Origin of the sequence: Streptomyces sp. DG1A-41 (assembly GCF_037055355.1) — a bacterium.
Lineage (GTDB): Bacteria > Actinomycetota > Actinomycetes > Streptomycetales > Streptomycetaceae > Streptomyces.
This window is the reverse complement of sequence record NZ_CP146350.1, coordinates 3,292,840-3,317,011: the sequence shown is the minus strand read 5'-3', so window position 1 is coordinate 3,317,011 and position 24,172 is coordinate 3,292,840. Positions and strand designations below refer to the sequence as shown.

General features: G+C 70.2%; 19 protein-coding genes, 1 tRNA gene and 3 pseudogenes. 12 read left to right on the top strand and 11 right to left on the bottom strand.

The features are described from left to right. Window positions 1-953 (bottom strand): annotated as a pseudogene (locus tag V8690_RS15350) (phosphatase PAP2 family protein). Between the two features lie 191 nt (window positions 954-1,144). Between V8690_RS15350 and V8690_RS15345 the strand changes: the two are divergent. After that, window positions 1,145-1,738: a histidine phosphatase family protein gene (locus V8690_RS15345; protein WP_338779287.1), complete on the top strand. Its 594-nt coding sequence runs from the start codon at window positions 1,145-1,147 to the stop codon at window positions 1,736-1,738. Between the two features lie 46 nt (window positions 1,739-1,784). Here the strand turns inward: V8690_RS15345 and V8690_RS15340 are convergent, their stop codons facing one another. Further along, window positions 1,785-3,236, bottom strand: coding sequence for a hypothetical protein (locus V8690_RS15340; protein ID WP_338779285.1), 1,452 nt, complete (start codon window positions 3,234-3,236; stop codon window positions 1,785-1,787). Window positions 3,237-3,533: 297 nt separating this feature from the next. Between V8690_RS15340 and V8690_RS15335 the strand changes: the two genes are divergently transcribed. From V8690_RS15335 to V8690_RS15305, 7 genes and pseudogenes are all read left to right on the top strand, one after another. Then, window positions 3,534-3,929, top strand: coding sequence for a hypothetical protein (locus V8690_RS15335; RefSeq protein WP_338779283.1), 396 nt, complete (start codon window positions 3,534-3,536; stop codon window positions 3,927-3,929). 236 nt (window positions 3,930-4,165) lie between these two features. Beyond that, window positions 4,166-5,035 carry a fused MFS/spermidine synthase gene (locus V8690_RS15330; protein WP_338779281.1) on the top strand — a complete coding sequence of 290 codons (870 nt, stop codon included), beginning with the start codon at window positions 4,166-4,168 and terminating at the stop codon, window positions 5,033-5,035. A 47-nt stretch (window positions 5,036-5,082) separates the two neighbouring features. Next, window positions 5,083-5,408, top strand: a pseudogene (locus tag V8690_RS15325) (two-component sensor histidine kinase); the annotation flags it as partial. Window positions 5,409-5,656: 248 nt separating this feature from the next. Then, complete coding sequence (locus V8690_RS15320; RefSeq protein ID WP_338779279.1) at window positions 5,657-6,970, top strand: ABC transporter substrate-binding protein; 1,314 nt, start codon at window positions 5,657-5,659, stop codon at window positions 6,968-6,970. A gap of 32 nt (window positions 6,971-7,002) precedes the next feature. Next, window positions 7,003-7,986, top strand: coding sequence for a sugar ABC transporter permease (locus V8690_RS15315; protein ID WP_338779278.1), 984 nt, complete (start codon window positions 7,003-7,005; stop codon window positions 7,984-7,986). Then, window positions 7,983-8,870 carry a carbohydrate ABC transporter permease gene (locus V8690_RS15310; protein WP_338779277.1) on the top strand — a complete coding sequence of 296 codons (888 nt, stop codon included), beginning with the start codon at window positions 7,983-7,985 and terminating at the stop codon, window positions 8,868-8,870. Before V8690_RS15315 ends, V8690_RS15310 begins: the two co-directional genes overlap by 4 nt. A gap of 20 nt (window positions 8,871-8,890) precedes the next feature. Next, window positions 8,891-10,213: a glycoside hydrolase family 36 protein gene (locus V8690_RS15305; protein ID WP_338779275.1), complete on the top strand. Its 1,323-nt coding sequence runs from the start codon at window positions 8,891-8,893 to the stop codon at window positions 10,211-10,213. 60 nt (window positions 10,214-10,273) lie between these two features. On the opposite strand, the gene V8690_RS15300 is transcribed toward V8690_RS15305, so the two are convergent. The 4 genes and pseudogenes from V8690_RS15300 to V8690_RS15285 form a co-directional block, all read right to left on the bottom strand. After that, on the bottom strand, window positions 10,274-11,710 hold the full coding sequence (locus V8690_RS15300; RefSeq protein ID WP_338779273.1) for a GH1 family beta-glucosidase: 1,437 nt from the start codon (window positions 11,708-11,710) through the stop codon (window positions 10,274-10,276). A gap of 136 nt (window positions 11,711-11,846) precedes the next feature. Next, on the bottom strand, window positions 11,847-12,752 hold the full coding sequence (locus V8690_RS15295) for a carbohydrate ABC transporter permease (RefSeq protein ID WP_338779271.1): 906 nt from the start codon (window positions 12,750-12,752) through the stop codon (window positions 11,847-11,849). An 11-nt stretch (window positions 12,753-12,763) separates the two neighbouring features. Then, window positions 12,764-13,773: pseudogene (locus V8690_RS15290) on the bottom strand (sugar ABC transporter permease). A 5-nt stretch (window positions 13,774-13,778) separates the two neighbouring features. Further along, window positions 13,779-15,104 carry an extracellular solute-binding protein gene (locus V8690_RS15285; protein ID WP_338779270.1) on the bottom strand — a complete coding sequence of 442 codons (1,326 nt, stop codon included), beginning with the start codon at window positions 15,102-15,104 and terminating at the stop codon, window positions 13,779-13,781. 397 nt (window positions 15,105-15,501) lie between these two features. On the opposite strand from V8690_RS15285, the gene V8690_RS15280 reads away from it, so the two are divergent. Continuing rightward, window positions 15,502-16,557, top strand: coding sequence for a LacI family DNA-binding transcriptional regulator (locus V8690_RS15280; RefSeq protein ID WP_338779269.1), 1,056 nt, complete (start codon window positions 15,502-15,504; stop codon window positions 16,555-16,557). Continuing rightward, window positions 16,554-17,375 carry a serine/threonine protein kinase gene (locus V8690_RS15275; protein WP_338779268.1) on the top strand — a complete coding sequence of 274 codons (822 nt, stop codon included), beginning with the start codon at window positions 16,554-16,556 and terminating at the stop codon, window positions 17,373-17,375. The genes V8690_RS15280 and V8690_RS15275 overlap by 4 nt, the downstream gene beginning before the upstream one ends. 364 nt (window positions 17,376-17,739) lie before the next feature. Here the strand turns inward: V8690_RS15275 and V8690_RS15270 are convergent. From V8690_RS15270 to V8690_RS15255, 4 genes are all read right to left on the bottom strand, one after another. Continuing rightward, window positions 17,740-17,812 (bottom strand) — tRNA-His (locus V8690_RS15270). Window positions 17,813-17,927: 115 nt separating this feature from the next. Continuing rightward, window positions 17,928-18,530, bottom strand: coding sequence for an oligoribonuclease (gene orn, locus V8690_RS15265; protein ID WP_338779266.1), 603 nt, complete (start codon window positions 18,528-18,530; stop codon window positions 17,928-17,930). Window positions 18,531-18,690: 160 nt separating this feature from the next. Beyond that, window positions 18,691-19,971: a helix-turn-helix domain-containing protein gene (locus tag V8690_RS15260; protein ID WP_338779264.1), complete on the bottom strand. Its 1,281-nt coding sequence runs from the start codon at window positions 19,969-19,971 to the stop codon at window positions 18,691-18,693. 377 nt (window positions 19,972-20,348) lie between these two features. Continuing rightward, on the bottom strand, window positions 20,349-20,681 hold the full coding sequence (locus V8690_RS15255; protein WP_338779263.1) for a hypothetical protein: 333 nt from the start codon (window positions 20,679-20,681) through the stop codon (window positions 20,349-20,351). A gap of 306 nt (window positions 20,682-20,987) precedes the next feature. Between V8690_RS15255 and V8690_RS15250 the strand changes: the two genes are divergently transcribed. Beyond that, window positions 20,988-21,515, top strand: a complete 528-nt coding sequence (locus tag V8690_RS15250) for a universal stress protein (protein WP_338779261.1) — start codon at window positions 20,988-20,990, stop codon at window positions 21,513-21,515. A 123-nt stretch (window positions 21,516-21,638) separates the two neighbouring features. After that, window positions 21,639-22,199 carry a GPR1/FUN34/YaaH family transporter gene (locus tag V8690_RS15245; protein WP_338779260.1) on the top strand — a complete coding sequence of 187 codons (561 nt, stop codon included), beginning with the start codon at window positions 21,639-21,641 and terminating at the stop codon, window positions 22,197-22,199. Between the two features lie 149 nt (window positions 22,200-22,348). Here the strand turns inward: V8690_RS15245 and glmS are convergent, their stop codons facing one another. Continuing rightward, a complete protein-coding gene (gene glmS / locus V8690_RS15240) occupies window positions 22,349-24,166 on the bottom strand; it encodes a glutamine--fructose-6-phosphate transaminase (isomerizing) (protein WP_338779259.1) in 1,818 nt (605 codons plus the stop codon). Between the last annotated feature and the right edge of the window lie 6 nt (window positions 24,167-24,172).

Genomic DNA, 24,172 nt, shown 5'->3' with positions numbered 1-24,172 from the left:
TCAGCGAGCCGGTGCCGGAGCGCCGTCCCCCGCGTCCTGGGGGAGGCACTCGGCTCGGCTCCCGCTTTGAACCGCGACTCGCGCTGCCGTGGAATTCGCTCACCCGCGGAAGTCTGGCATCCGGCACTGACAATCGAGGAACCCGCGGCGGAAGATGTCACCGGGACCGGCGCGACAGCCGGCGCGAACCGTGCCCTGGCCCGGTCCGCCGTGCGCATCACGGCCGGCGCCAGCAGCAGCCCGACGCCCATCACGGCCGCGCCCGCGAGCGCGTCGAGGAAGTAGTGGTTGGCGGTGCCCATGACCACGATCGTCGTGATCAGCGGGTAGGCGACTCCCGCGATCTTCGCCGTGCGCGTACCGCCGTAGCGCCACAGCATCACTCCGCACCACAGGGCCCAGCCCACGTGCAGACTCGGCATGGCCGCGTACTGGTTGGTCATTCCGCCCATGCCGCGCGGTGCGCTCGCCGCGCCACCCCACCAGCCGTAGGAGCTGTACTGGGCCATCGTGTCCACGAAGCCGTGGCTCGCTTCGAGGAGCCGGGGAGGGCAGGTCGGCATCAGTGTGAAGCCGATCAGGCCTATGAGGGTGGACGTCATCAGCCACGTGCGCGCGGCGCGGTACCGCACCGTCCGGGAGCGGAAGAGCCATACGAGGATCGCCGGCGTGACCAGGTAGTGCAGGGATGCGTACCAGAAGTCCGCCGGTATGCCTATCCAGGCCTCGCGGGTGAAGAGACGGTTCAGCGGGTGCTCGAAGTCGAGACGCAGCGCCTTCTCGGCGCGCAGCAGCGCCAGACCGTTGTCGACCGCACCGGACACGTCGCCCCGGGCCAGGAGCCGGCCCGCCGAGTAGCACGCGTACACCAGCAGTAGCAGCGGCAGCTCCGTCCACCAGCGCAGCCGGAGCGCAGGGGCCGCCTCGGTGCCCGGTGTCTCGGTGTGCGGCATCCGATCGCCCTCCCCCTTCGTCGTCACGCGGCGCCCGGCCGTTCGGTCGTGCCACTTTACGGCGTACGTGCGCGCCCTGGGGGCGCCCTCCGGACCTCAAAGACGCAGAGATCGCCCCCCGGGTTGCCCGCGACCAGCGTGCGCGATGATGGAGGAGTTCCGCTCGCGTTTTTCTTCCGGAAAGGTCCCCCATGGCTCCGCGCATCCTGCTGGCCCGCCACGGACAGACCGAGTGGTCCCTGTCCGGCAAGCACACCGGCAGGACGGACGTGCCGCTCCTGGAGGAAGGCCGACGCGGGGCCAAGCTGCTCGGCGAGCGCCTGCACCGGGCGCCGTACGACGGCCTGCCCGGGGCCGAGGTGCGCACCAGCCCGCTGGCACGCGCGCGTGAGACGTGCGAACTGGCCGGCTTCGGCGAGCGCGCGCGTGCGTGGGACGCGCTGCTGGAGTGGGACTACGGGGCGTACGAGGGCATGACCCCGGCGGACATCCAGGCCGTCCGGCCCGGCTGGCTCATCTGGCGCGACGGGGTCCCCGAGGGCGAGACCCTCGCGGAGATGACGGCCCGGGCGGACGAGGTGGTCTCCTGGGCGCGTGCCGAGGACCGGGACGTCCTGGTGTTCGCCCATGGGCACATCCTGCGATCCATCGGGGCGCGGTGGCTGGGCCTGCCGGTCGACTTCGCGGCGCGGATACGGCTGAATCCGACGTCGCTGTCGGTGCTGGGGTGGGCTTACGGGGAGCCGGCGATCGAGAGCTGGAACGACTTGGGGCACCTTGTTTAGTCGAGGGCGATGAGGCGCCGGCCGGGTGGGCGCACACTGAGCCGGTTCACACCATCCGCGGCAACGACGCGTGCCTCTCCAGGAACGCCGACACCCCCGAAGCCCGCCGGTGCGGCGAGAGCACCCGCGCCGTAGCCGCCAGCATCGTCTGGATCCGGGACGACTGGACCTCCTCCAGCAGGTCCAGCACCCGCATCCCCGCCACGGCGGCCTCGTCCGGCCGCCCGCCCCGCGCGAGGTCGTCCGCCAGCTCCGCCGTGTACAGCGCGATGTTCCGCGTGAAGTGCGGATTCTGGAGCTTTGCCGCCCGCCGCGCGTGCCGTGCCGCCCGGGGCCAGTCGCCGAGCGTGGACCAGCACTGCGCCTCCAGGCCCTCCAGTTCGGCCTCGCCGTAGAAGCTCATCCACTCGGGGTCGTCGTCCGAGGGGCCCCGTTCGAACAGGGCATGCGCCCGGGCCAGTGCCTGCTCGCAGCCGACGCGGTCGGCGAGGCCCGCCCAGCCGCCCGCCTCGCGCAGCGCGAGCAGTGACATCAGCCGGGCCGAGCCCACGGGCCGGGCGACGCGCTGTGCGGCCTGGGCGGCCCGGACCGCCTCGCGCGGCCGGCCCGCGTCGCGCGCGAGGAAGGCCGTGTTGCAGAAGGCGTGCGCCTCCAGACCCGGATCGCCGGTCATCCGGGCTGTCGCCAGCGCCTCCGCGTAGTGGGAGCGGGCGTCGTCGAAGCGTCCCGAGTCGTGGGCCAGCCAGCCCACGGAGATGGCCAGTTCACCGGCGCCCGAGTAGAGCCGGTCCGCCGTCGTCTGCCGGGTCGTCCCGGCGTCCAGCAGGGCGTAGGCGGCACGCAGCGGGGCCGCCGCACGGCGGTAGAGGCCGTCGGCCCCGTGCCGGTCGTCGAGCAGCCGGATGCGGCGGACGGCTTCTTCCAGGGCATCCGCGTCACTCGCCCCGGCGCGGCGCACGGGGCGCTGTGCCGCCGCGGCGTCGAGGGCGAGGCCGACGGGCCCCAGCGAGGCGGCGGCCACGGTGGCGCCCCCGCCGGTCATGAATGCGCGACGCAGCACGTCGCTCTCCTCGTAGGTGTCGTGCGGGTGGTACGGGTCGTACGGGTTCTGCGTTTCATACGGCTCGCACGCCCCGCTGGTCTCACTCGTGGCGTTTGCCGGGTTCGCGGTGCGCGTCAGGGGCGCGTCCTCGGTGTCGCGCGCCCGGCGTCCGCGTACCGACGAGCGGGGCGCGAACCCCAGATCGGTGAGCGTGCGGCCAGGGAACATGTGCAGGAACACCCGTTCGTACGCGTAGTTGGGGCAGCGGATCTCGCCCGTTTCGACCCGGCCGATGTACCGCGCGTCACAACTGACCTGCTCGCCGATCTCCAGGGCGGCCCGCCGGATCGCCGCGGCGAACTCGGCCGGCGAGCGCTGTCCGCGCAGGTGCCGGAAGGCGAGGTTGGGCCGCGGTGGCCGGTTGGGTTGAGCCGAGGTCACCGTTGACGACGCCATGGCCGGGTCCTCTCGTGCGAACCGTCGAACCATGCCGGGTTCGGGGTGAGTTATACGGGTTGTCCCGTATGGTCTGCCCCGTGTCCGGCGGGCAAGAACGTACCTGCTGTGCCGGAGTCCTCACGCTGAGTTTGGCTACAAACCGGATATCTCATCCGTGATCTGCCATGAAGTGCCATCCTTTGCGGCTGACTTCCGCCGTAGCCGTTGACGGTCTGCCGCGTTGAACCCTGTGGACCGGGAGGCCCCCGACTCCCGACCGCTCGTCCAAGCAGGGGTTCTGTGGTGGAGGCCGGGATGGAGACCAGCCAGATCAACGATCCTCGTACACCGCCGAGTGCGCCGCCGGCCGGCTGCGATGTCGTGACGGTGCCGGCGCGGCAGGGGCTGGAGGCGGTCGACATCCTGCGGCGCGGGACCGGGGAGGCGGTCGGACCCGTACTGCATGACGACGGCGGTGGCACGCTGGGCTTCCTGGTGCCGCCGGGGACGGCCGCGGCGTGGGACGTGCCGGGGAGCACCTGCACGGAGACCGACGGACGCGGACCGACCCTGGCCCCCGAACCTCCGGTGGAGGGCTCGGACTGGCTGCTGCCGCCCGGGGAGGCGGACCTCGCGACGGACCCCGCGGTGCTGCGCAAGGCCCTAGGGGAGGCGGCCCGGACGATCAAGGCGGCGGACAGCTGCCGCTGAGGCGCCCCCGTCTGGCGGGGTGGCCTTTACGCCTGGCGGGGCACTAACGCCTGGCGGGGCGCGGACGCCTCGCGGGGCCTCACGCCGGCCCTTCACGTCCCGGGGCGCGGATGCCCGGCCGGCCCCTTACGGCCGGCGGGGCGCGGATGCCTGGCCGTCCCTTCACGCCCGGCGGGGCGCCGATGCCCGGCCGGAGCGTACGACCCGCTGAACAGCCCGCCCCCGATAATGACCCCATGGGAAAGTCCAGGAGCGGTCGGCGCAGGCAGGCCGGTGCGGAAGCCGTCGTCCAGAGCGTCGACGGCGGGCTCGCCGAGCTGATCCCCGACCGCGACCGGGCCCGGGCCTGGACCCTGGTGATCGACGGGGCCCCGCAGTCGCACGTCGACCTGGACGACCCGGCGTATCTGTCCTTCGAGTACCAGCGCCGGCTCGGGCATGTCATCGACCTCGTCGCCGCGCCGGGCAGGCCCGTGCACGCCGTGCACCTCGGCGGTGGCGCGTTCACCCTCGCCCGGTACGTCGCCGCGACCCGGCCCCGCTCCACGCAGCAGGTCGTCGAACGGGACGCCGGCCTGGTCAAACTGGTCCGCCGCGAGCTGCCGTTGGACGCGAACGCGCGCATCAGGGTGCGGTCCGTCGACGCCCGCGAGGGCCTCGCCAAGGTGCCGGACGGCTGGGCCGACCTGGTCATCACCGATGTGTTCAGCGGGGCCCGGACGCCGGCCCATCTGACCTCGACCGAGTTCCTCGACGACGTACGCAGGGCGCTGAAGCCCGACGGGGTCTACGCCGCCAATCTCGCCGACGGGCCGCCGCTCGCCCACCTGCGCGGCCAGATCGCCACCGCCGCCGCCCGTTTCGAGCAGCTCGCGCTGGTCGCCGACCCGACGGTGCTGCGCGGAAAACGCTTCGGGAACGCCGTCCTGGTCGCCTCCGACCAGCCGCTGCCCGTCGCCGAACTGACCCGCCGCGCGGCCTCCGACCCGCATCCCGGCCGGGTCGAGCACGGCAGGACGCTCACGGACTTCACCGGCGGGGCCGTACCCGTGACGGACATCGCGGCGGTGGCGTCGCCCGCGCCGCCCGCGTCGGTGTTCAGGTGAGCCGTACGGCACTCGGCAGGTCCCGATCTCCACACGCGGCGGTCCGCGACGCGGCCGAGGCGGTCCGGGAGCGGCTGGCGTTCTGGTCGGCGCTCGCGGAGGACGGGGATCGCAAGGCGCGCGCGGCCGGGGCCGGCCGGTGTGCATACCCGTCGGTGCGCATACCCGTGGCCGGGCCGACCTGGCCGCCGCGCTCGATGCGCAACGGCGAGGACGCGGTGATCGTCCTCGTGTCCGACGCGGGCCCCGGCATACCCGACCCGGAGGCCGTGATGGCGCGGGCCGCGGCTCCGGGAGCGACGGCTCGACCGGGCTCGGTCCGGATATCGTGCGGCGGCTCGCGGAGTCGACCGGCGGTGACGTACGGATCGGGCCGGTGCGGCGCCGTCGGCCGGACCGGCTGGTCACTGCATACAACCGCTCCCACCCCGGTCCCCTCCCGGGAACGTTCACGCTCACAGGTCGGTCACGTTTCTACAAACCAAGCCGACGCCCCTTGACGCATGACCAGACATACGGCTGTTATTGCGCCACCGTGTTCGGTCAAGTTGATTTCTGGTCGATTAAGACCGGATTTCATGTCGCACCCTCGTGGCCGAACCCTGCCCCCAGGAGCCGTTCATGCACGACCTCTCTCCCTCCGGACTCTCCCTCCCCGCTCCCAGCCGCCGCACTCTCTTGCGCGGCGTAGGCGGCGCGGCCCTGCTCGGCGCCGGCATACCCCTGCTGAGCGCCTGCGGCGGCAGCGGCACGGCTGCCGACCCGAAGACGGTCAGCCTCGGCTCGAACTCCTCGGACGCGGTGCCGAAGAAGGCGTTCGCCGAGATCTACGCCGCCTTCACGAAGCAGTCCGGCATCAAGGTCGACGTGAACACCAAGGACCACAACACGTTCCAGGAGCAGATCAACTCCTACCTCCAGGGCACGCCCGACGACGTGTTCACCTGGTTCGCCGGCTACCGCATGCAGTTCTTCGCGTCGAAGAAGCTCGCCACCCCGATCGACGACGTGTGGCAGAAGATCGGCGGGAACTTCCCCGAGGCGATGAAGAAGCTCAGCAAGGGCGAGGACGGCAAGTACTACTTCGTGCCGCTGTACACGTACCCGTGGGCGGTCTTCTACCGCAAGAGCGTCTTCGCCCAGCACGGCTACAAGGTCCCCACCACCTGGGACGCCTTCGTCGCCCTGTGCAAGCAGATGCAGAAGGACGGCCTGGTCCCGATCGCCTTCGGCGACAAGGACGCCTGGCCCGCGATGGGCACCTTCGACCAGATCAACTTCCGCACCAACGGCTACGACTTCCACGTCGAGCTGATGGCGGGCAAGGCCTCCTGGACCGATGCCAAGGTGCGCAAGGTCTTCGACCACTGGACGGAGATCCTCCCCTACCACCAGGAGGGCGCGGTGGGCCGCACCTGGCAGGACGCGGCACAGACCCTGGTGGCGAAGAAGGCCGGCATGTATCTGCTGGGCACCTTCGTCGGCCAGCAGTTCACCAACAAGGCCGACCTGGACGACCTGGACTTCTTCGCCTTCCCGGAGATCGACCCGCAGTTCGGTCAGGACACCGTCGAGGCGCCGACCGACGGCTTCATGCTCTCCAAGGCCCCGAAGAACAAGGCGGGCGCCGTCAAGCTGCTGGAGTACCTGGGCACCCCCGAGGCCGAGCAGATCTACCTCAAGTCCGACCCGAACGTGGTGGCCGCCTCCACCAAGGCCGACACCTCCTCGTACACCGCGTTGCAGAAGAAGGCCTACGAGATGATCTCGGGCGCGAAGAGCCTGACGCAGTTCATGGACCGCGACTCCCGGCCGGACTTCACCTCCACGGTGATGCAGCCCGCACTCCAGAACTTCGTCCGCAACCCCAAGAACGTCGACAGCATCCTCTCGTCGATCGAGCGCCAGAAGAAGACGATCTTCGCCTCCTCGTGACCCGACCGGAGACTCGACGACTCGGACCTGACATGACTGCCACCCCCGCCAAGGTCCCGGAGACGGCCGACGAGCCGGCTCCGGGGCCCGCCCCCGCGTCCAAGCCCGTCAAGGTGCCCCACGGGCACAAGCGCCTGCTGACCCGCCGCGACCGGCTCACGCTCGGCCTGATGGCGGGCGTGCCGACGATCCTGCATGTCGCCCTCGTGTGGCTGACGGCCCTCGCCTCCATCGCGCTGGCCTTCACCAGCTGGAACGGCATCGGCTTCGATTCCATCCAGTGGGTCGGCTTCCAGAACTTCCGCGAACTGTTCACCAGTAACCCGCAGTTCTGGCCCGCCGTCGAGCACAACGTGATCTGGTTCGTCGTGCTCATCGTGCTGCCCACGCCCTTCGGCCTGTTCCTGGCCGTGCAGCTGGACAAGAAGATCCGCTTCAGCCGCGTCTACCAGACCGCGTTCTTCCTGCCGGTCGTGGTGTCGATGGCGGTCATCGGCTTCGTCTGGCAGCTGGTCTACAACCCCGACACCGGCCTGATCAACAGCCTCATCGGCGCCAACAAGCCCGGCCACTACATCGACTGGATCGGCGACCCGGACCTCAACCTCTGGGCCATCCTGGTCGCCGCCTCCTGGCGGCACGCCGGCTACATGATGATCCTGTACCTGGCCGGCCTCAAAAGCGTCGACCCCGCCCTGCGCGAGGCCTCCGCGTTGGACGGCGCCAATGAGTGGCAGACGTTCAAGAACGTCGTCTTCCCGACCCTGCGGCCCACCAACACCGTCGTCCTGGTCGTCACGATCATCGAGGCCCTGCGCGCCTTCGACCTGGTCTTCGTCTTCAACAAGGGCGCCCAGGGGACCGAACTGCTGTCGATCCTGGTGACCAACAACATCATCGGCGAGTCCAGCCGCATCGGATACGGCTCCGCCATCGCCGTCGTCCTGCTGGTCATCTCGCTCGCGGTGATCATCCCGTATTTGATCGCCACCTTCCGGAAGGAGCGGCGCGCATGAGCACCGCCGCCGGCGCTCACAAGCAGCGCACCCCCATCCGCCCCGCCCGGGTCCTGCTGCACACCTTCCTCGTCGTCACGGCACTGGCCTGGCTGGCGCCCCTGCTGTGGGCCCTGCTCGCGGCGATGCGGCCGTACGCGGAGACCAGCGACAAGGGCTATGTCTCCTGGCCCGACAAGCTGACCTTCGACAACTTCACCAACGCCTTCACGCAGTCGGACATGCTGCACTACTTCGGCACCACACTGATCGTCGCCGTGCCGGCCGTGCTGCTGACCCTGCTGCTGTCGTCGATGGTCGCCTTCTACGTCAGCCGCTTCGACTTCCGCCTCAACCTGGCGCTGCTGCTGGTCTTCACCGCCGGCAACCTGCTGCCCCAGCAGGTCATCATCACCCCGCTGTACCGGCTGTACCTGCTGATCGACCTGCCCGGCATCACGGTGAGCGGCAAGCTCTACGACTCCGCCCTCGGCCTGGTCCTGATCCATGTGGCGTTCCAGTCCGGGTTCTGCGCGTTCGTGCTGAGCAACTACATGCGCTCGCTGCCGCACGAACTGACCGAGGCCGCCCTCGTCGACGGCGCCTCCGTCTGGCGCCTGTACTGGCAGATCGTGCTGCCACTGTGCAAGCCCGCGATGGCCGCCCTGGCCACCCTGCTGTCCATCTGGATCTACAACGACTTCTTCTGGGCCATCGTCCTGATCTCCACCGGCGAGAACATGCCGATCACCTCGGCGCTGAACAACCTCTCCGGCCAGTACTTCACCGACCCCAACCTGGTCGCCGCCGGCGCCCTGCTCACCGCGATCCCGACCCTGATCGTCTACTTCGTCCTCCAGCGGCAGTTCGTCAGCGGCCTGACGCTCGGCGCCAACAAGGGCTGACCTTCCCGAAAGAGATCACCGTGCACCACCCCTTCACGCCGCTGGCCTCCGTGCCCGTCGACCTCCGCAACGCCCGTGTCCACGAGGAGGGCTGGCAGTCCTGGAGCCCCAGCGGCGCCTACCTCCTCGGCACGGCTCCGTATCGCCCGGCGGGCGCCAACTGGGCCACGGTCTGCTACCGGCCCGGCGTCACCGTCCCCGACGGCGTCTTCCAGGGCGAGGGCCTGCTGGCGCTCGACCCCGGCGACGGCTCGGCGGTCCGGTTGTGGGCGGCGGCCGAGCCGACGCGTGAGGTGCCGTCGATCCGGCTCGCCGTACGGGACGGGGTCGCGGAGGTCGCTGCCGACGGCCTGGTGAAGGAGTGGACGGGCGAGGACATCCATTCGGTGCTCGGTGACTGGGCGTCCGGTCTCGGCCTCGCCGCCCCGCGCCCGGCGCCCACGGTCTGGTGCTCCTGGTACGAGTACTTCACGGAGGTCACCGAGGACGACATCCACGAGAACCTCCGCGCGATGGACACCCTTGACCTGCCCGTCGACGTCGTCCAGATCGACGACGGCTACCAGCGGGCCCTCGGCGACTGGCTCACCCTCTCCGGCCGCTTCCGCTCCCGCGCCGGAACCGCCGACAAGATCCGCTCCCGCGGCCGCCGCGCCGGCATCTGGACGGCACCGTTCCTTGTGGACCCGGCGAGCGAACTGGCCGCCGAACACCCCGACTGGCTGGTCCGGGACACCGTCGGCGGCTTCGCCCACGCCGGCCGCAACTGGGGCCACGACCTGCGCGTCCTGGACACCACCCACCCGGACGCGGCGGCGTACCTGACCGAGGTCTTCACGACCCTGCGCGCCGAGGGCTACGACTACTTCAAGGTGGACTTCCTGTACGCGGGCGCCCTGGACGGCGTACGCCACGCGGACGTCGACCCCCTCACGGCGTACCGATCGGGCATCGAGCTGATCCGCGAGGCGATCGGCCCGGACTCCTATCTCCTGGGCTGCGGCGCCCCGATGCTCCCCTCCATCGGTCTGTTCGACGCCATGCGCGTCAGCCCCGACACGGCCCCGCACCGCCGCCCCGAGGCAGACGACTACTCCCAGCCGGGCCAGGACCCGGCCGAGTTCACGGGTGCGGCCCGCCAGTGGCAGCACGACCGCCTCTGGATCAACGACCCCGACTGCCTGATGGCCCGCCCGGCTGTCGAGACCCGCGAACAGTGGGCGGCACACGTGGAGTCCACAGGGGGTCTGATGGCCTCCAGCGACCGCTTGCTGTCGCTGGACGAGTGGGGCGTGGAGACGACCCGCAGGCTCCTGACGCCCCACCGCGTCACCTCGCCCTGAACAGCCGGGGCGCGGCACTCCCCTAATCGTGCCGCGCCCCGTCCCCCGCCTCCGCAGTGGCTAGACCGCCTCCACCTCCGGCAGCGTTCCGGTGCGAGCCGCCTTCGCGTACCAGTGAGCGCTGGACTTCGGCGTCCGTTCGAGCGTCGCGTAGTCGACGTACACCGCGCCGAAGCGCTTGCCGTAGCCGTAGGACCACTCGAAGTTGTCCATCAGGGACCACAGGAAGTAGCCGCGGACGTCCGCGCCGTCGGCGATCGCGCGGCGGACCGCCGACAGGTGGCCGTGCAGGTAGGCGACGCGCTCCGGGTCGTGCACCCGGCCGTCCGAGTCGATCTTGTCGTCGTAGGCCGCGCCGTTCTCGGTGATGTACAGCGGCAGGCCCGGCGCTTCCCGGGTGTAGCGCATGATCAGCTCGTGCAGGCCGGTCGGGTCGATCGTCCAGCCCATCTCCGTGCGGTCGCCGGGCGTCTGGTGGAAGGCGACGTCGTCCGCGGCCGGCCAGGGCGAGTGGGCGCTGGAGCCGTGGCCGTCGGCGCGCGGCCCCGTCGCCGAGGGGTCGGCCGCCGAGACCAGCGCGGGCGTGTAGTAGTTGAGGCCCAGCGCGTCCAGCGGCTGGTTGATCAGCGTCAGGTCGCCGTCGAGGACGTAGTCCCAGTCCGTGAGTTCCGCCGTCGCCACGTACAGCGACTCCGGGTACGCGCCGTGCAGGATCGGGCCGTGGAAGACGCCGTTGGCCAGGTCGTCGATCTTCCGGGCCGCCGCCAGGTCCGCCGGGTTCTGCGAAAGCGGCCTGACCGCCGAGGAGTTGAGACTGATCGCCAGGGAGTTGCGGGCCGGCATCACCGACCGCAGCGCGGAAGCGCCCAGCCCGTGCGCCAGGTTCAGGTGGTGCGCGGCACGCAGCGACGCCGCCGGGTCCGTACGGCCCGGGGCGTGCACCCCGGAGGCATAGCCGAGGAACGCGCTGCACCACGGCTCGTTGAGCGTCATCCACTGCTCGACCCGGTCGCCCAGCGCCTCGCCGACGATCTGCGCGTACTCCGCGAAACGGTACGCCGTGTCACGCTCCGGCCAGCCGCCCGCGTCCTCCAATTCCTGGGGCAGATCCCAGTGGTAGAGCGTGACGGCCGGCTTGATGCCCTTGGACAGCAGCTCGTCGACCAGCCGGCGGTAGAAGTCCAGGCCCTTCTGCACGGCCGGACCCCGGCCGGTCGGCTGCACCCGCGACCACGAGATGGAGAAGCGGTAGGCGCCCAGGCCCAGCTCCGCCATCAGCGCCACGTCCTCGCGGTAGCGGTGGTAGTGGTCGACAGCGATGTCACCGGTGTCGCCACCGGCCGTCTTGCCCGGCGTGTGGCTGAAGGTGTCCCAGATCGACGGCGTACGGCCGTCCTCCCGCACCGCACCCTCGATCTGGTACGCGGAGGTCGCCGCGCCCCAGAGGAAGGCCGGAGGGAAGGTCACCGTAGTGGCCGGGTTCTCGGAGTCAGGCATGGAAGCGCTCCCATTGGAGGTCGTGGAGGGGTGAGGGGGAGAGGGAGGAGGAGGGGGAGGAACAGGGGGCCGGGGCGGCGCTGACCCGGCCCCCTGGAAGAACGCTGGAACGACCCTGGAGGAACGGCCGCGGGCGTCAGCCCTTGACGGCGCCCTGCATGATGCCGCCCACGATCTGCTTGCCGAAGATCGCGAAGACCAGCAGCAGCGGCAGCGTGCCGAGCAGCGCGCCCGCCATGATCAGCGACTGGTCGGGAGTGTAGCCACGGCCCAGCGCGGCGACCGCGACCTGCACGGTCGGGTTGCCGTTCTGGGTCAGCACCAGGAACGGCCACAGGAAGTCGTTCCAGGTCTGCACGAACATCAGCATGCCGAGCACGGCCATCGCCGGCCGCGCGGCCGGGAACACCACGTGCCAGATCACGCGCCAGCTGCTCGCGCCGTCCACGCGGGCCGCCTCGATGATCTCGTCCGGCAGCGCCTGGAGCAGGTACTGCCGCATGAAGAACACACCGAACGCGCTCACCAGTGACGGGAAGATCACCGCCTGCAACTGGTCCGTCCAGTCGAGCTTGGCGACCATCATGTACAGCGGGATCACGCTCAGCTGCGGCGGCACCATCATCGTGCCGATCACGATCAGCATCATCGCGTTGCGGCCCTTGAAACGCAGCTTGGCGAAGGCGAACCCGGCGATCGTCGACAGGAACACGATCGTCGCCGCCGAAATGCCCGCCACGATCGTGGTGTTGAGGAACGCCTCACCGAGGTTGGCGTCCGTCCAGGCGATCTCGATCTTGTCGAACAGGTTCGAGCCGAACCAGAGCGGCGGCGGGGTCTGCGCAAGGCGCTGGTTGTCACGGGAGGCGGCGATCGCGGTCCACACCAGCGGGAACAGCGAGCCGATCGTGAACAGGATGAGGATGACGTAGGCGATCGGGCCCGCGTGCATCTGCCCGCCGGCCCGGGCGGACTTCGGTCGGCGGGTACGTTTTGGCCCCTGTGCGGGTGCCGTCTCGGGGGGCGTCACAGTCGTCGTCACGGCCGAACTCCTTAACTACTGGCGCGCAGCCGGCGCGAGATGACGTAGTTGACGATGCCGATGACGATCAGGATCAGGAACATCGTCCAGGCGATCGCCGAGGCCCGGCCCAGGTGCTGGTTGACCCAGCCCTGCTCGTACAGGTACAGGCCGAGCGTCTGGAACTGGTGCTCCGCGCCACCGGAGGCGCCCTTGTTGGCGTCGAACAACAGCGGCTCGCCGAAGACCTGGCTGGCGCCGATGGTCGACACGACGACCGTGAACAGGATCGTCGGGCGCAGCGACGGCAGCGTCACATGGAAGAACTGCTGCCATCGGTTGGCCCCGTCCAGCGCCGCCGACTCGTACAGGTCCTGCGGGATCGCCTGCATCGCGGCCAGGTAGATCAGCGCGTTGTAGCCGGTCCAGCGCCAGATGATGATCGTCGAGACGGCGATCTGCGAGGGCCACTTGTCGTTCTGCCAGTCGACCTTGCCGAGGCCGATCTGGTCCAGCACCCAGTTGATCATGCCGTAGTCACGGCCGAAGAGCAGCACGAACACCAGGGAGGCGGCCGCGATCGACGTCGCGTACGGCGCGAGCATCACGACCCGGTAGAAGGTCGAGGCCCGCAGCTTGTAGTTGAGGATGTGGGCGATGCCCATCGCCATCAGCAGCTGCGGAACGGTGGAGATGATGCCGATGGTGAGGGTGTTCTTCGCCGCGTTCCAGAAGAAGTCGTCATCGAAGATCCGGGTGTAGTTGCGCAGCCCCACCCAGTTCATGTCGGTCGGGGCCGTCAGCTCCACCTGGTGCAGAGAGGCCCAGCCCGTGTAGATCAGCGGGAACAGGCCGAAGGCGACGAACAGCAGGAAGAACGGGGAGACGAAGGCGTACGGGCTCCAGCGCACGTCCCGCTGCCAGCGGCGGGACAGCCGGGTCCGGCGCCGCTGCTCCTGCTCGGAGACGGCGTCCGCCGGGCGGCCCGGGGCCGCGCCCCCTCCATGGCGGGGGACGCGGCGGTGTCGTGACGGGTGGCCATGCGGGTCACTGGTCCAGGTTGTTGTCGATGGTCTTGGTGGCCGTCTCCCAGGCCTCCTCCGGCGACTTGCCCTTCGTCACGAGGATGACGCCGTTGTCCGTCAGGCCCTGCTGGATGATCTGGTCCTTGGGGCCGATCGTCTGCACCGGGATCTGCTTGGCGGCCTCGGCGAAGATCTCACCGATCGGGGCGTCCCCGGTCATGTCGTTCTTCGCGCCGGTGACCTCGGGGCTGCTGAACGCGGCCTGCGCGCTGGGGAAGCTGCCCTGCACCTTGAACAGCTTGGCTTGCTGCTCGGGCGCGGTCAGCCAGGCGACCAGCTTCTTGGCCTCCTCGACGTTCTTGCCGCTCTTCGGCACCGTCAGGAAGGAGCCGCCCCAGTTGCCGGACTTGGGCGCCACGGCCACGTCCCACTTGCCCTTGGCGTCCGGATTCGACTTGCCCTTGATGTAGCCGAGCATCCACGGCGGGCAGGCCATCGCGGCGAACTTGTTGTTGGCGATCGTTTGGTCCCAAGACGGCTGGAACTGCGTCTGCGCGCCGAGCAGGCCCTTCTCTGCGGCCTCGGCGGTCAGGTCGAAGGCCTTGCGCACGGCCGGGTTGGTCTTGTAGATGACCTTGCCGGAGGCGTCGTAGAACTTCTCCTTCTCACTGCTGAGGAGCGCGTTGAGCAGACCGCCGGGGGAGTCCATGAAGGTGGTGCCCTCGGGCCCGTTCTTCTTGTACTTCTCGCCCGCGTCGACGAGCTTGGCCCAGTCGCCCGCCCACAGCTTGGCGACCTCCGCGCGGTCGGTGGGCAGACCGGCCTTCTCGAACATGTCCTTGCGGTAGCAGATCGCCATCGGGCCGATGTCGGTGCCCAGACCGATCGTCTGGCCGTCCTTGGTGGTGGCCTGCTGCCACTTCCAGTCCAGCCAGTCGCTCTTGTTCACACCCGAAACCTTGGAGAGGTCCTCGAGCTTGGCGGCCTGAGTGTTGACGATCTCGGCGATGTTGCCGACTTCGACGGCCTGGACATCCTGCAGACCGCTGTTGGTGGTGAGGTGGTTCAGGAGCGCGGGGTAGTAGTTCTCGTTGCGCTCGACGACGTTCTCGGCGATCTTGATCTTCGGGTTGAGCTTCTCGTACTCGGTGTAGAGGCCGGCCTCCTTGAAGCCGAAGGCGCCGAAAAGTCCCAGCGTGATCGTCGTCTTCCCGTTGCCGCCGCCCGACGAGGAGCCGGAGCCGTCGTCCTTGCCGTCGTCGGCACAGCCGGCCAGCAGCCCGGCGCCCAGCGACGCGGCGGCCGCGAGGACCATCGCCTTGCGGGCGGTTCGGATGCGTGCTCGCATGTCGTCCTCCTGTTGCCCTGACGTGCCGACCCCCCGGCCAACTGCATTGTCGGACCCGTTTTTACTCGCTGCGGCTCGGGCGGGGAACGTGCGGGTTGTGTATGTGTCAGGTACCGTGGGAGCGCTCCCACCAGTGATGTGTTGAAGGTTCTCCGGTCGTGGCGGGGGTGTCAAGGGACCGGACAGCGAGAGATGCGTTCAGTTATCGGGCCGTTAACTGGACCCGGGGCGGAGTCCGCCGCGGCCCCGGGCGGCGGTATCAAGCCAGCCGGACCGGCTCGTCGGCGGAAGCGGAAGGCCGGGGGCGGCCGGCTTCGGCAGCGGTCGAGACAGCTGACAAGCCTGTTAAATTCCAGGCCAGCCGCTAAGTGCGGGTGTGGACGGGAAGGCGGAGCCCATGGCAAGCCACGGAGCGCGGGGCCGAAGCGGTGGCCGGCCCACCCTCGAAGAGGTGGCGGCGCGCGCCGGTGTCGGCCGCGGCACGGTATCCCGGGTGATCAACGGATCGCCCCGGGTCAGCGACGCGACCCGCGCGGCCGTCGAGGCGGCGGTCGCCGAGCTCGGCTACGTCCCGAACACCGCGGCCCGCGCGCTGGCCGCCAACCGTACGGACGCGATCGCCCTGGTCGTGCCCGAGCCGGAGACCCGGTTCTTCGCGGAGCCGTACTTCTCGGACATGCTGAAGGGCGTCGGGGCGGAGCTGTCCGAGACGGAGATGCAGCTGCTGCTGATCTTCGCGGGCAGCGACCGCGAACGCCGCCGCCTCGCCCAGTACCTGGCCGCCCACCGGGTGGACGGCGTCCTGCTGGTCTCGGTCCACGCGGACGATCCGCTGCCCGACCTGCTGGCCCAGCTGGACATCCCGGCGGTGATCAGCGGCCCGCGATCGGCGGCGGAGACACTGCCGTCGGTCGACTCCGACAACTACGGCGGCGCCCGCCAGGCCGTCGAGCACCTGCTGTCCCGCGGCCGCCGCCGGGTGGCCCACATTACCGGCCGTCTCGACGTCTACGGCGCCCAGCGACGCATCGAGGGCTACCGCGACGCCCTGAGCGACGCGGGCCACGAGGTGGACGAGGCGCTGATCGAGCCGGGCGACTTCACGGAGGGGGGCGGCAGCCGTGCCATGGCGGCACTGCTGGAGCGCCGGCCCGACCTGGACGCGGTCTTCGCCGCCTCCGACGTCACCGCGGCCGGCGCCCGCCAGGCGCTGCGCGAGGCGGGGCGCCGCATCCCCGACGACGTGGCGCTCGTCGGCTACGACGACTCCGCCATAGCCCGCCACATGGACCCGCCCCTCACCAGCGTCCGCCAGCCCATCGAGGTGATGGGCCGCCGGATGATCGACCTCCTCCTCACCGAGGTCGCCGACCGCCGCCCCCTGGCATCCCGGGGGCTGGACCGACGGCAGGTCGTGCTCGCCACGGAGCTGGTGCCCCGGTCGTCGTCGTGACGCCGCATCCCCTGCTGGACATCGCCGAGGTCGCTCGGACCGAGCCGTATCTGCGCACGGTGGGCGAGGTCTTCCGGGCCTTCCGCGACCAGGACTCGGGGTGCGTGTCGTACGGGGTCCGGCTCGGCGACGGGGAACGCTGGTTCGTGAAGGAGGCGACGACCGACGCCGCCCAGCACTCGCTGAACCGCGCCTGGGCCTTCCACCGGGCGGTACGGCATCCGGTGATCGTCCCCCAGCCGCACCGGTTCGCGGCGGGGGACGGCCGTACGGCGGTGGTGATGCCCTGGCGTCGCGGGGAGTCCATGTACTCGCCCGCGCGGCTACGGCACGCGGGCCCCCTGGCCCGCTTCCAAGCCCTCCCCGTCCCCCGGGGCCTGCGCGCCGTCGACCACCTGCTGGACGCCCACCTGGCGGTGGAGGCGGCGGGATTCGTCTCCGTCGACCTCTACGACGGCGCGTTCCTCTATGACTTCGACGCCGGCGAACTCCACCTGATCGACTTGGACGAGTACCGTCCGGGCCCGTTCGTGCTCCAGGCGGACCGCCTGCCGGGCTCACGGCGCTTCATGGCCCCGGAGGAATGGCGACGCGGTTCGACGATCGACACCCGCACCACCGTGCACGCCCTGGGCCGCGCCGTCCGCCTTCTCCTGGACACGGCCGCCGAGGAGCACACCTGGCGGGGCGCGGCGGCCCAACTGACGATCGTGGAACGGGCCACGCGCCCGGACCCGGTCGAACGCTTCACGAGTGTGGCGGAGTTGGCGGCGGCGTGGCGGAGCTCGGCACACGGCGCCCCGGACAACGCCGCATGACATCCACCGCGTCCGGCACGAACACCCACCGCCGGAATGCCTCCTGAAGCTCCTGCTCCCCGACCCAGCCGTGCCAGGCTTGACCCACTCCGTGGGCCAGTGCTGTCCATGGGCGTCTACGAGCGCTTTGAACTGAACGGCCTCCGGCTCGGAGGCGAAGACCTCGGACCGTTGCGCTCCCCCGCGGGAGCCGCCCTCACGCCACCGGACCTGATGTGCGGTCCCTGCGGACGCGCTTGCGGATGCTCGCCATGGGTGGAAGGTAGAACCCTTCTCAAGATCCCGGGTGGCCACCGGTGTGGCCACGGCGGGGACGAAGAGGCCGCTGACCTGATTGTCTCAGGTCAGCGGCCTCTTTGGCGAGGGTGAGTGACGGGACTCGAACCCGCGGCATCCTGGACCACAACCAGGTGCTCTACCAGCTGAGCTACACCCACCATGACCGGCTTGGAGATCAGTGATTTCCCCGACCGGCCGAGAAAAAGTGTACAGGGTCCGAAGGGGTGCTCGCGCCCGGCTTTCGCGGCGCCCCTCCATGGGCCCCCGGCACGGCTACTGGACGGGCAGAACGTGCTTCGCGGCGATCTTCTTCGCGGTGTCCGAGTCGGGCCCGGGCTGCGGGACGAAGACGGCCTCGCGGTAGTAACGCAGCTCCGCGATGGACTCGCGGATGTCGGCGAGCGCGCGGTGGTTGCCGTTCTTCTGCGGGCTGTTGAAGTACGCCCGCGGGTACCAGCGGCGGGCCAGCTCCTTGATCGACGACACGTCGACGATCCGGTAGTGCAGGTAGTCCTCCAGCGTCGGCATGTCGCGCAGCAGGAAGCCGCGGTCCGTGCCGACGGAGTTGCCGCACAGCGGGGCCTTGCCCGGCTCCTTGACGAACTCCCTGACGTACGCCAGGACCTGCTCCTCGGCGTCCTTCAGCGTCGTGCCGTCCGGCAGCTCGGCGAGCAGACCGGACGAGGTGTGCATCTGACGCACCACCTCCGGCATCGTCTCCAGCGCCCGGTCCGGCGGCCGGATGACGATGTCCACGCCCTCCCCGAGCACGTTCAGCTCGGAGTCGGTGACGAGGGCGGCCACCTCGATGAGCGCGTCGTCCGACAGCGAGAGGCCGGTCATCTCGCAGTCGATCCACACCATGCGATCGTTCATGTGTCTAACCTTACGGGGAGCCGCCCCGGGCTGAGCCGACCGTGCGGTGACCTTGTGGCCGAAGGCGCGCCTGCCTCGTGGCCGACGGCGTACCCGCCCCCGATACAGCGCCGGGCCCGCGCGGAGATTTCCTCCACTCGGGCCCGGTCACCGGCTCACGTCACGTCGCGCTGCGCTGCCCCGGCAGACTCGCCCGGCTCGGCACGTACGCCTCCCGGCCGTTGTCGGACGCCGTCGACGCCGTCGCGGACAGGGCCTGGGACGATCCGACAGCGCTCGCCGCCGCCGTACGGCGGGGCTGAAGCGGGACGGGGTGCTCCGGGTGCAGCGAGGCGGGCGGCTGCCCGGGATGCCCCCCGTGGCCCGGCATGCCGGACCCCGCTCCGCCCTGGGCGGCCTCGGTGTCCTGGGGCCGCTCGCCCTGGGGGCGACGGGCGCGGTACGCCGCCCGGTACGCGGCCGGCGACGAGCCCAGCTGGCGGCGGAAGTGCCCGCGCAGGGCGACCGGCGACCGGAAGCCGCAGCGCCCCGCCACCTCGTCCACCGAGTAGTCCGACGTCTCCAGCAGGCGCTGCGCCTGGAGCACCCGCTGCGTGATCAGCCACTGCAACGGGGCGCTCCCGGTCAGCGAGCGGAAGCGGCGGTCGAACGTACGACGGCTCATGTACGCGCGTGCCGCCAGCGTCTCCACGTCGAACTGTTCGTGGAGGTGTTCCAGCGCCCAGGCGACGACCTCGGCGAGCGGGTCGGCGCCGATCTCCTCTGGTAAAGACCTGTCGAGATAGCGCTCCTGGCCGCCGCTTCGGCGCGGGGGCACGACGAGGCGCCGGGCCAGGGCCCCTGCCGCCTCGTTGCCGTGGTCCGTGCGCACGATGTGCAGGCACAGGTCGATGCCCGCGGCCGTGCCGGCCGACGTCAGCACGTCACCGTCGTCGACGAACAGCTCCCGCGGATCGACGTGCACCGACGGATAGCGTTTCGCCAGCGTCGGCGCGTACATCCAGTGTGTCGTCGCGGGCCGGCCGTCCAGCAGGCCCGCCGCCGCGAGGACGAAGGCGCCGGTGCACAGCCCGACGATGCGGGCGCCCTCCTCGTGTGCCCGGCGCAGCGCGTCGAGCGCCTCGTCCGGTGGCGGAGAAGTGATCGAACGCCAGGCCGGTACGACGACCGTGCCCGCGCGCGAGATCGCTTCGAGGCCATGCGGTGTGCTGAGTTCCAGGCCCCCTGTGGTCCGCAGTGGGCCGTCCTCGCCGCCGCACACCAGCAGTCGGTAGCGCGGTACGCCGGCGTCCTGGCGGTCGATCCCGAACACCGACAACGGTATGGAACTCTCGAAGATGGGGCCGCCGCTGAACAGCAGCACCGCGACGATCTCCTTGCGGCGTCGCCCGGAAAGCTTCCGGGCCGCGGCTTCCGGCGCGGCAGTGGAGTCGTGGCTCATACTGCTAAGCCCCCCTCGGTGGTCGCGGCTCCTCGGTTGTGTCGCTCCTGCACGTTTCCCCTCGGTCCTGCACGAGTCCCCCGCCGTAGACAGTCAAGATCGAATCTACTGTGTCCCGTTGCGCCGCAGTGGCCGGTTCGGCACTCGGCACATTGTCGACTTGGCAACTTGGCGTGAAGCATTCGATCACGAAGCGTTGCACTCGTGGAGCGTGCAGGGAAGTGCGCCTTGTCGCAGTGGCCAATCCGCGTAGGGTGCGCAGCACCCACGAGGCCCTTTCCGTGCAGGTCGAACGGGGGTTGGAGGGTGGTCGGGGAGGGGGATGCACGGGTGTGAGAAGTTGGCTGAAAAGCAGCGTGCGTGTGCGCGGAAACCGGTCAGCCGACCGGTGTATCCCCGCCAGTGTGCCGTCCCCCGCGGTGTGACCCCGTTCCGGTGCGGTGGTGCCGGCCCCGGTGGGGCGCCCGGTCCTCGGCCGCCAGCCGGGCCGCACCGCGCTCGGACTGGCGCAGCAGGACCCGGCAGGCACCCGTGACGGCCGCGAGCCCGAGGGCCGTGCCGGCGGCCCCGGACAGGGAGGCGCCGTAGCCGAGGAGCACGACCGGGACGAGCAGGCAGCTGAAGACCGCCCAGCGGACCACCTCCGTCGCGGTGTCCCGCGGCGGCGGGGTCGCGCGGTCCGCCTCGGAGGCGGGGCGGGGTCCGGACATGGGTGCTCCCTGTGGCGTGACTCACGAGGTTCAACGCGTGGCCGGTGAGCAGGTCACTGTGTGACCGGATCACCCCCACGGGTAAGTGAATCCTGTGCAAACCGCCTGTACAGCGCAGCAACCATTGCGTTACGGGCGTCGCCTCGTGCATGCTCCCTGGAACCCGCACGCACGGCGGGCGGGATCTGGGCTGAGGAGGCGTGCCGCCGTACCCTTGGGGGTATGGGGTTGGGAAGACCATTCCCGGACACAGCTCCGCCGCACCCTGTTGTCCCACCCATAAAGGATCACAACCCCGAGACAGCCATGGCCGGTCACGAATTCTTCGAACCCGCGGACCGCAAGCGGCCCGTCGCCGATCCCACGGCGGCCGAGCCCCTGGCGGCGGAAGAGCCACGCCACTCCTGCGATCCCGCCTTCAAGCACGGGGTCGTCGTCGGCTTCGACGGCTCCACGTCCAGTGAGCGCGCCCTGGCCTACGCGATCGGCATGGCCCATCGCTCCGGGTCGGGCCTGATCATCGTCCACGTCGCCAACCGGCTGCCGACCACGGTGTGGGCCGGCTGCGAGCCGCCCGTGTTCGTGGACGTGCCGGACCACCGGACCGAGGTGCTCGGGCTGGAACTGGCCTGTGCGGACTACCTCGCCGAGGTGCCCTGGATCCTGGTCGAGCGCGGCGGCGACATCTGCCACGAACTCGAAGAGGTCGGCCGGGAGTACGAGGCCGACGCGATCGTCGTCGGGTCGACCCACGGCCTCGTCGGGCGGATCTTCGGCTCCGTCGCGGGACGGCTCGCCAAGCGGGCGAAGCGGCCCGTCGTCGTCATTCCCTGAGTGGCAACTCCCTTGCTCCCCTGGTGCGGTGCGTAAATCTACTCACGCGTAGAGGTGTTTGTGCCCTTGTGAAGGGCATATACGGGACACCGCACAATCGCACATGTACGAAGGGAGCCCGCCGTGGACAAAGACGTCTCCGCGGGAAGCGGAATCACCACCGTGGCCGGTCGACTCGCCCTGGGAATCACCCTGTTGGCCTTCGGGCTGGGGCATACCGCTGTGATCGACGGGGTGTCGGCTGCTGACGCCGTGTCAATCGCCCGGTACGTGGGCGGCATCGCCCTCTTCGTCGCCGGACTGCTGGCCCTGCGGGCCGGGGACTCCGTCGGTGGTACGGCGTTCTCGGTGCTCGGGGCCCTGTGGTTCACCTGGGCCGTGTCGGCGGGTGCCTCCGGCAATGAGGCAGGGTCCTTCCTGCTGTTGTTCGCCCTCGTGGTGCTGTCTCTGACGCTCGCGGGCGGGGAGCAGCTCGGTCAGGTGGTCCACGGGCTGTTCTTCGCCGCCCTGTTGCTCACGGCGATCGCCGAGTTCGCCGGTAACGACGGGTTCGCCAAGGTGGGTGGATGGTTCGCCGTGGCTGCGGGGGCAGTGGCGTGGTACGCGGCCACCGCGGCGCTCGCGCACTGGCCCACGGCGCTTCCGCGACGCGCTGCCGGCCGGGGAGTGACGGCCACCGGTTAGCTGCGCCGGCTGGGGAGTTGGGCGGCTTCCCGGCGATGAAAACGGACCCCCTGTGCTTGGTGGCAGCACGTGGGGGTCCGTCCTCTTCGTTTGGCCTCTGCGGGTGCGTGGGGGCTTGTCGCGCAGTTCCCCGCGCCGTCAAAGGCCAACTACTCGACTGTCACCGACTTGGCCAGGTTGCGGGGCTTGTCGATGTCCCGTCCGAGCGCCAGTGCTGTGTGGTACGCGAGGAGTTGGAGGGGGATGCCCATCAGGATGGGGTCGAGTTCGTCCTCGTTCTTGGGGACGACGATGGTTTCGTCGGCCTTCTCCTGGTGCTGGTGGGCTACCGCCAGGATCTTGCCGCTGCGGGCCTTGATCTCCTCCATGGCGGCGCGGTTCTTCTCCAGGAGGTCGTCGTCGGGGACGATCGCGACCGTGGGGAGGGCGGGCTCGATCAGGGCCAGGGGGCCGTGCTTGAGCTCGGAGGCGGGGTAGGCCTCGGCGTGGATGTAGGAGACCTCCTTGAGCTTCAGGGAGGCCTCGCGGGCCACCGGGTAGCCCCGCACGCGGCCGATGAAGAGCATCGAGCGGGCCTCGGCGAACTGGAGGGCCAGCTTCTTGACGTCCTCCTCGTGCTCCATGATCTCGGCGATCTGGGCGGGCAGCTTGCGCAGGCCCTCGATGATCCGCTTGCCGTCACGGACCGAGAGGTCGCGGGTGCGGCCCAGGTGGAGGGCGAGGAGCGCGAAGGCCACCGTGGTGTTCGTGAAGCACTTCGTGGAGACGACGCAGACCTCCGGGCCCGCGTGGACGTAGATGCCGCCGTCGGCCTCGCGGGCGATCGCGGAGCCGACCACGTTCACCACGCCCAGGACCCGCGCGCCCTTGCGCTTCAGCTCCTGCACGGCGGCCAGGACGTCGTAGGTCTCGCCGGACTGGGAGACGGCGATGTAGAGGGTGTCGGGGTCGACGACCGCGTTGCGGTAGCGGAACTCCGAGGCCGGTTCGGCGTCGGCGGGGATGCGGGCCAGCTCCTCGATCATCTGGGCGCCGATCATGCCCGCGTGGTACGAGGTGCCGCAGCCGAGGATCTTCACGCGGCGGATCCGCCGGGCCTCGCGGGCGTCCAGGTTCAGGCCGCCCAGGTGCACGGTGGAGAAGCGGTCGTCGATGCGGCCGCGCAGCACGCGGTCCACGGCGTCGGCCTGCTCGTGGATCTCCTTGTGCATGTAGGTGTCGTGGCCGCCCATGTCGTAGGAGGCGGCCTCCCACTCCACGGTGGTGGGCTCCGCGGTGGTGCGGGTGCCCTCCGTCGTGTACGTGCGGAAGTCGTCGGCCTTCAGGGTGGCCATCTCGCCGTCGTCCAGCGTGACTACCTGGCGGGTGTGGGCGACCAGCGCGGCGATGTCCGAGGCGACGAACATCTCCTTCTCGCCGATGCCGAGGACGACGGGGGAGCCGTTGCGGGCGACGACGATCCGGTCGGGGAAGTCGGCGTGCAGCACGGCGATGCCGTACGTGCCCTCGATGAGCCGGAGGGTCTCGCGGACCTTGTCCTCCAGCTTGGTGGCCTGCGAGCGGGCGATGAGGTGGACGAGGACCTCGGTGTCGGTCTCGGAGAGGAACTCGACGCCGTCCGCTTCCAGCTTGCGGCGCAGGTCGGAGGCGTTGTCGATGATGCCGTTGTGGACGACGGCGACCTTGCCCTCGTGGTCGAGGTGCGGGTGGGCGTTGACGTCGGAGGGGGCGCCGTGGGTGGCCCAGCGGGTGTGGGCGATGCCGGTGGTGCCCTTGAAGCGGGCCGGGACCTTGGCCTCCAGATCGCGGACGCGGCCCTTGGCCTTGACCATCTTCAGGCCGGAGGCCTTCGGGGACGTGATGACGACGCCCGCGGAGTCGTACCCGCGGTACTCCAGGCGCTGGAGGCCCTCCAGGAGGAGGGGAGCGACGTCACGCTTCCCGATGTAACCGACGATTCCGCACATGTATAC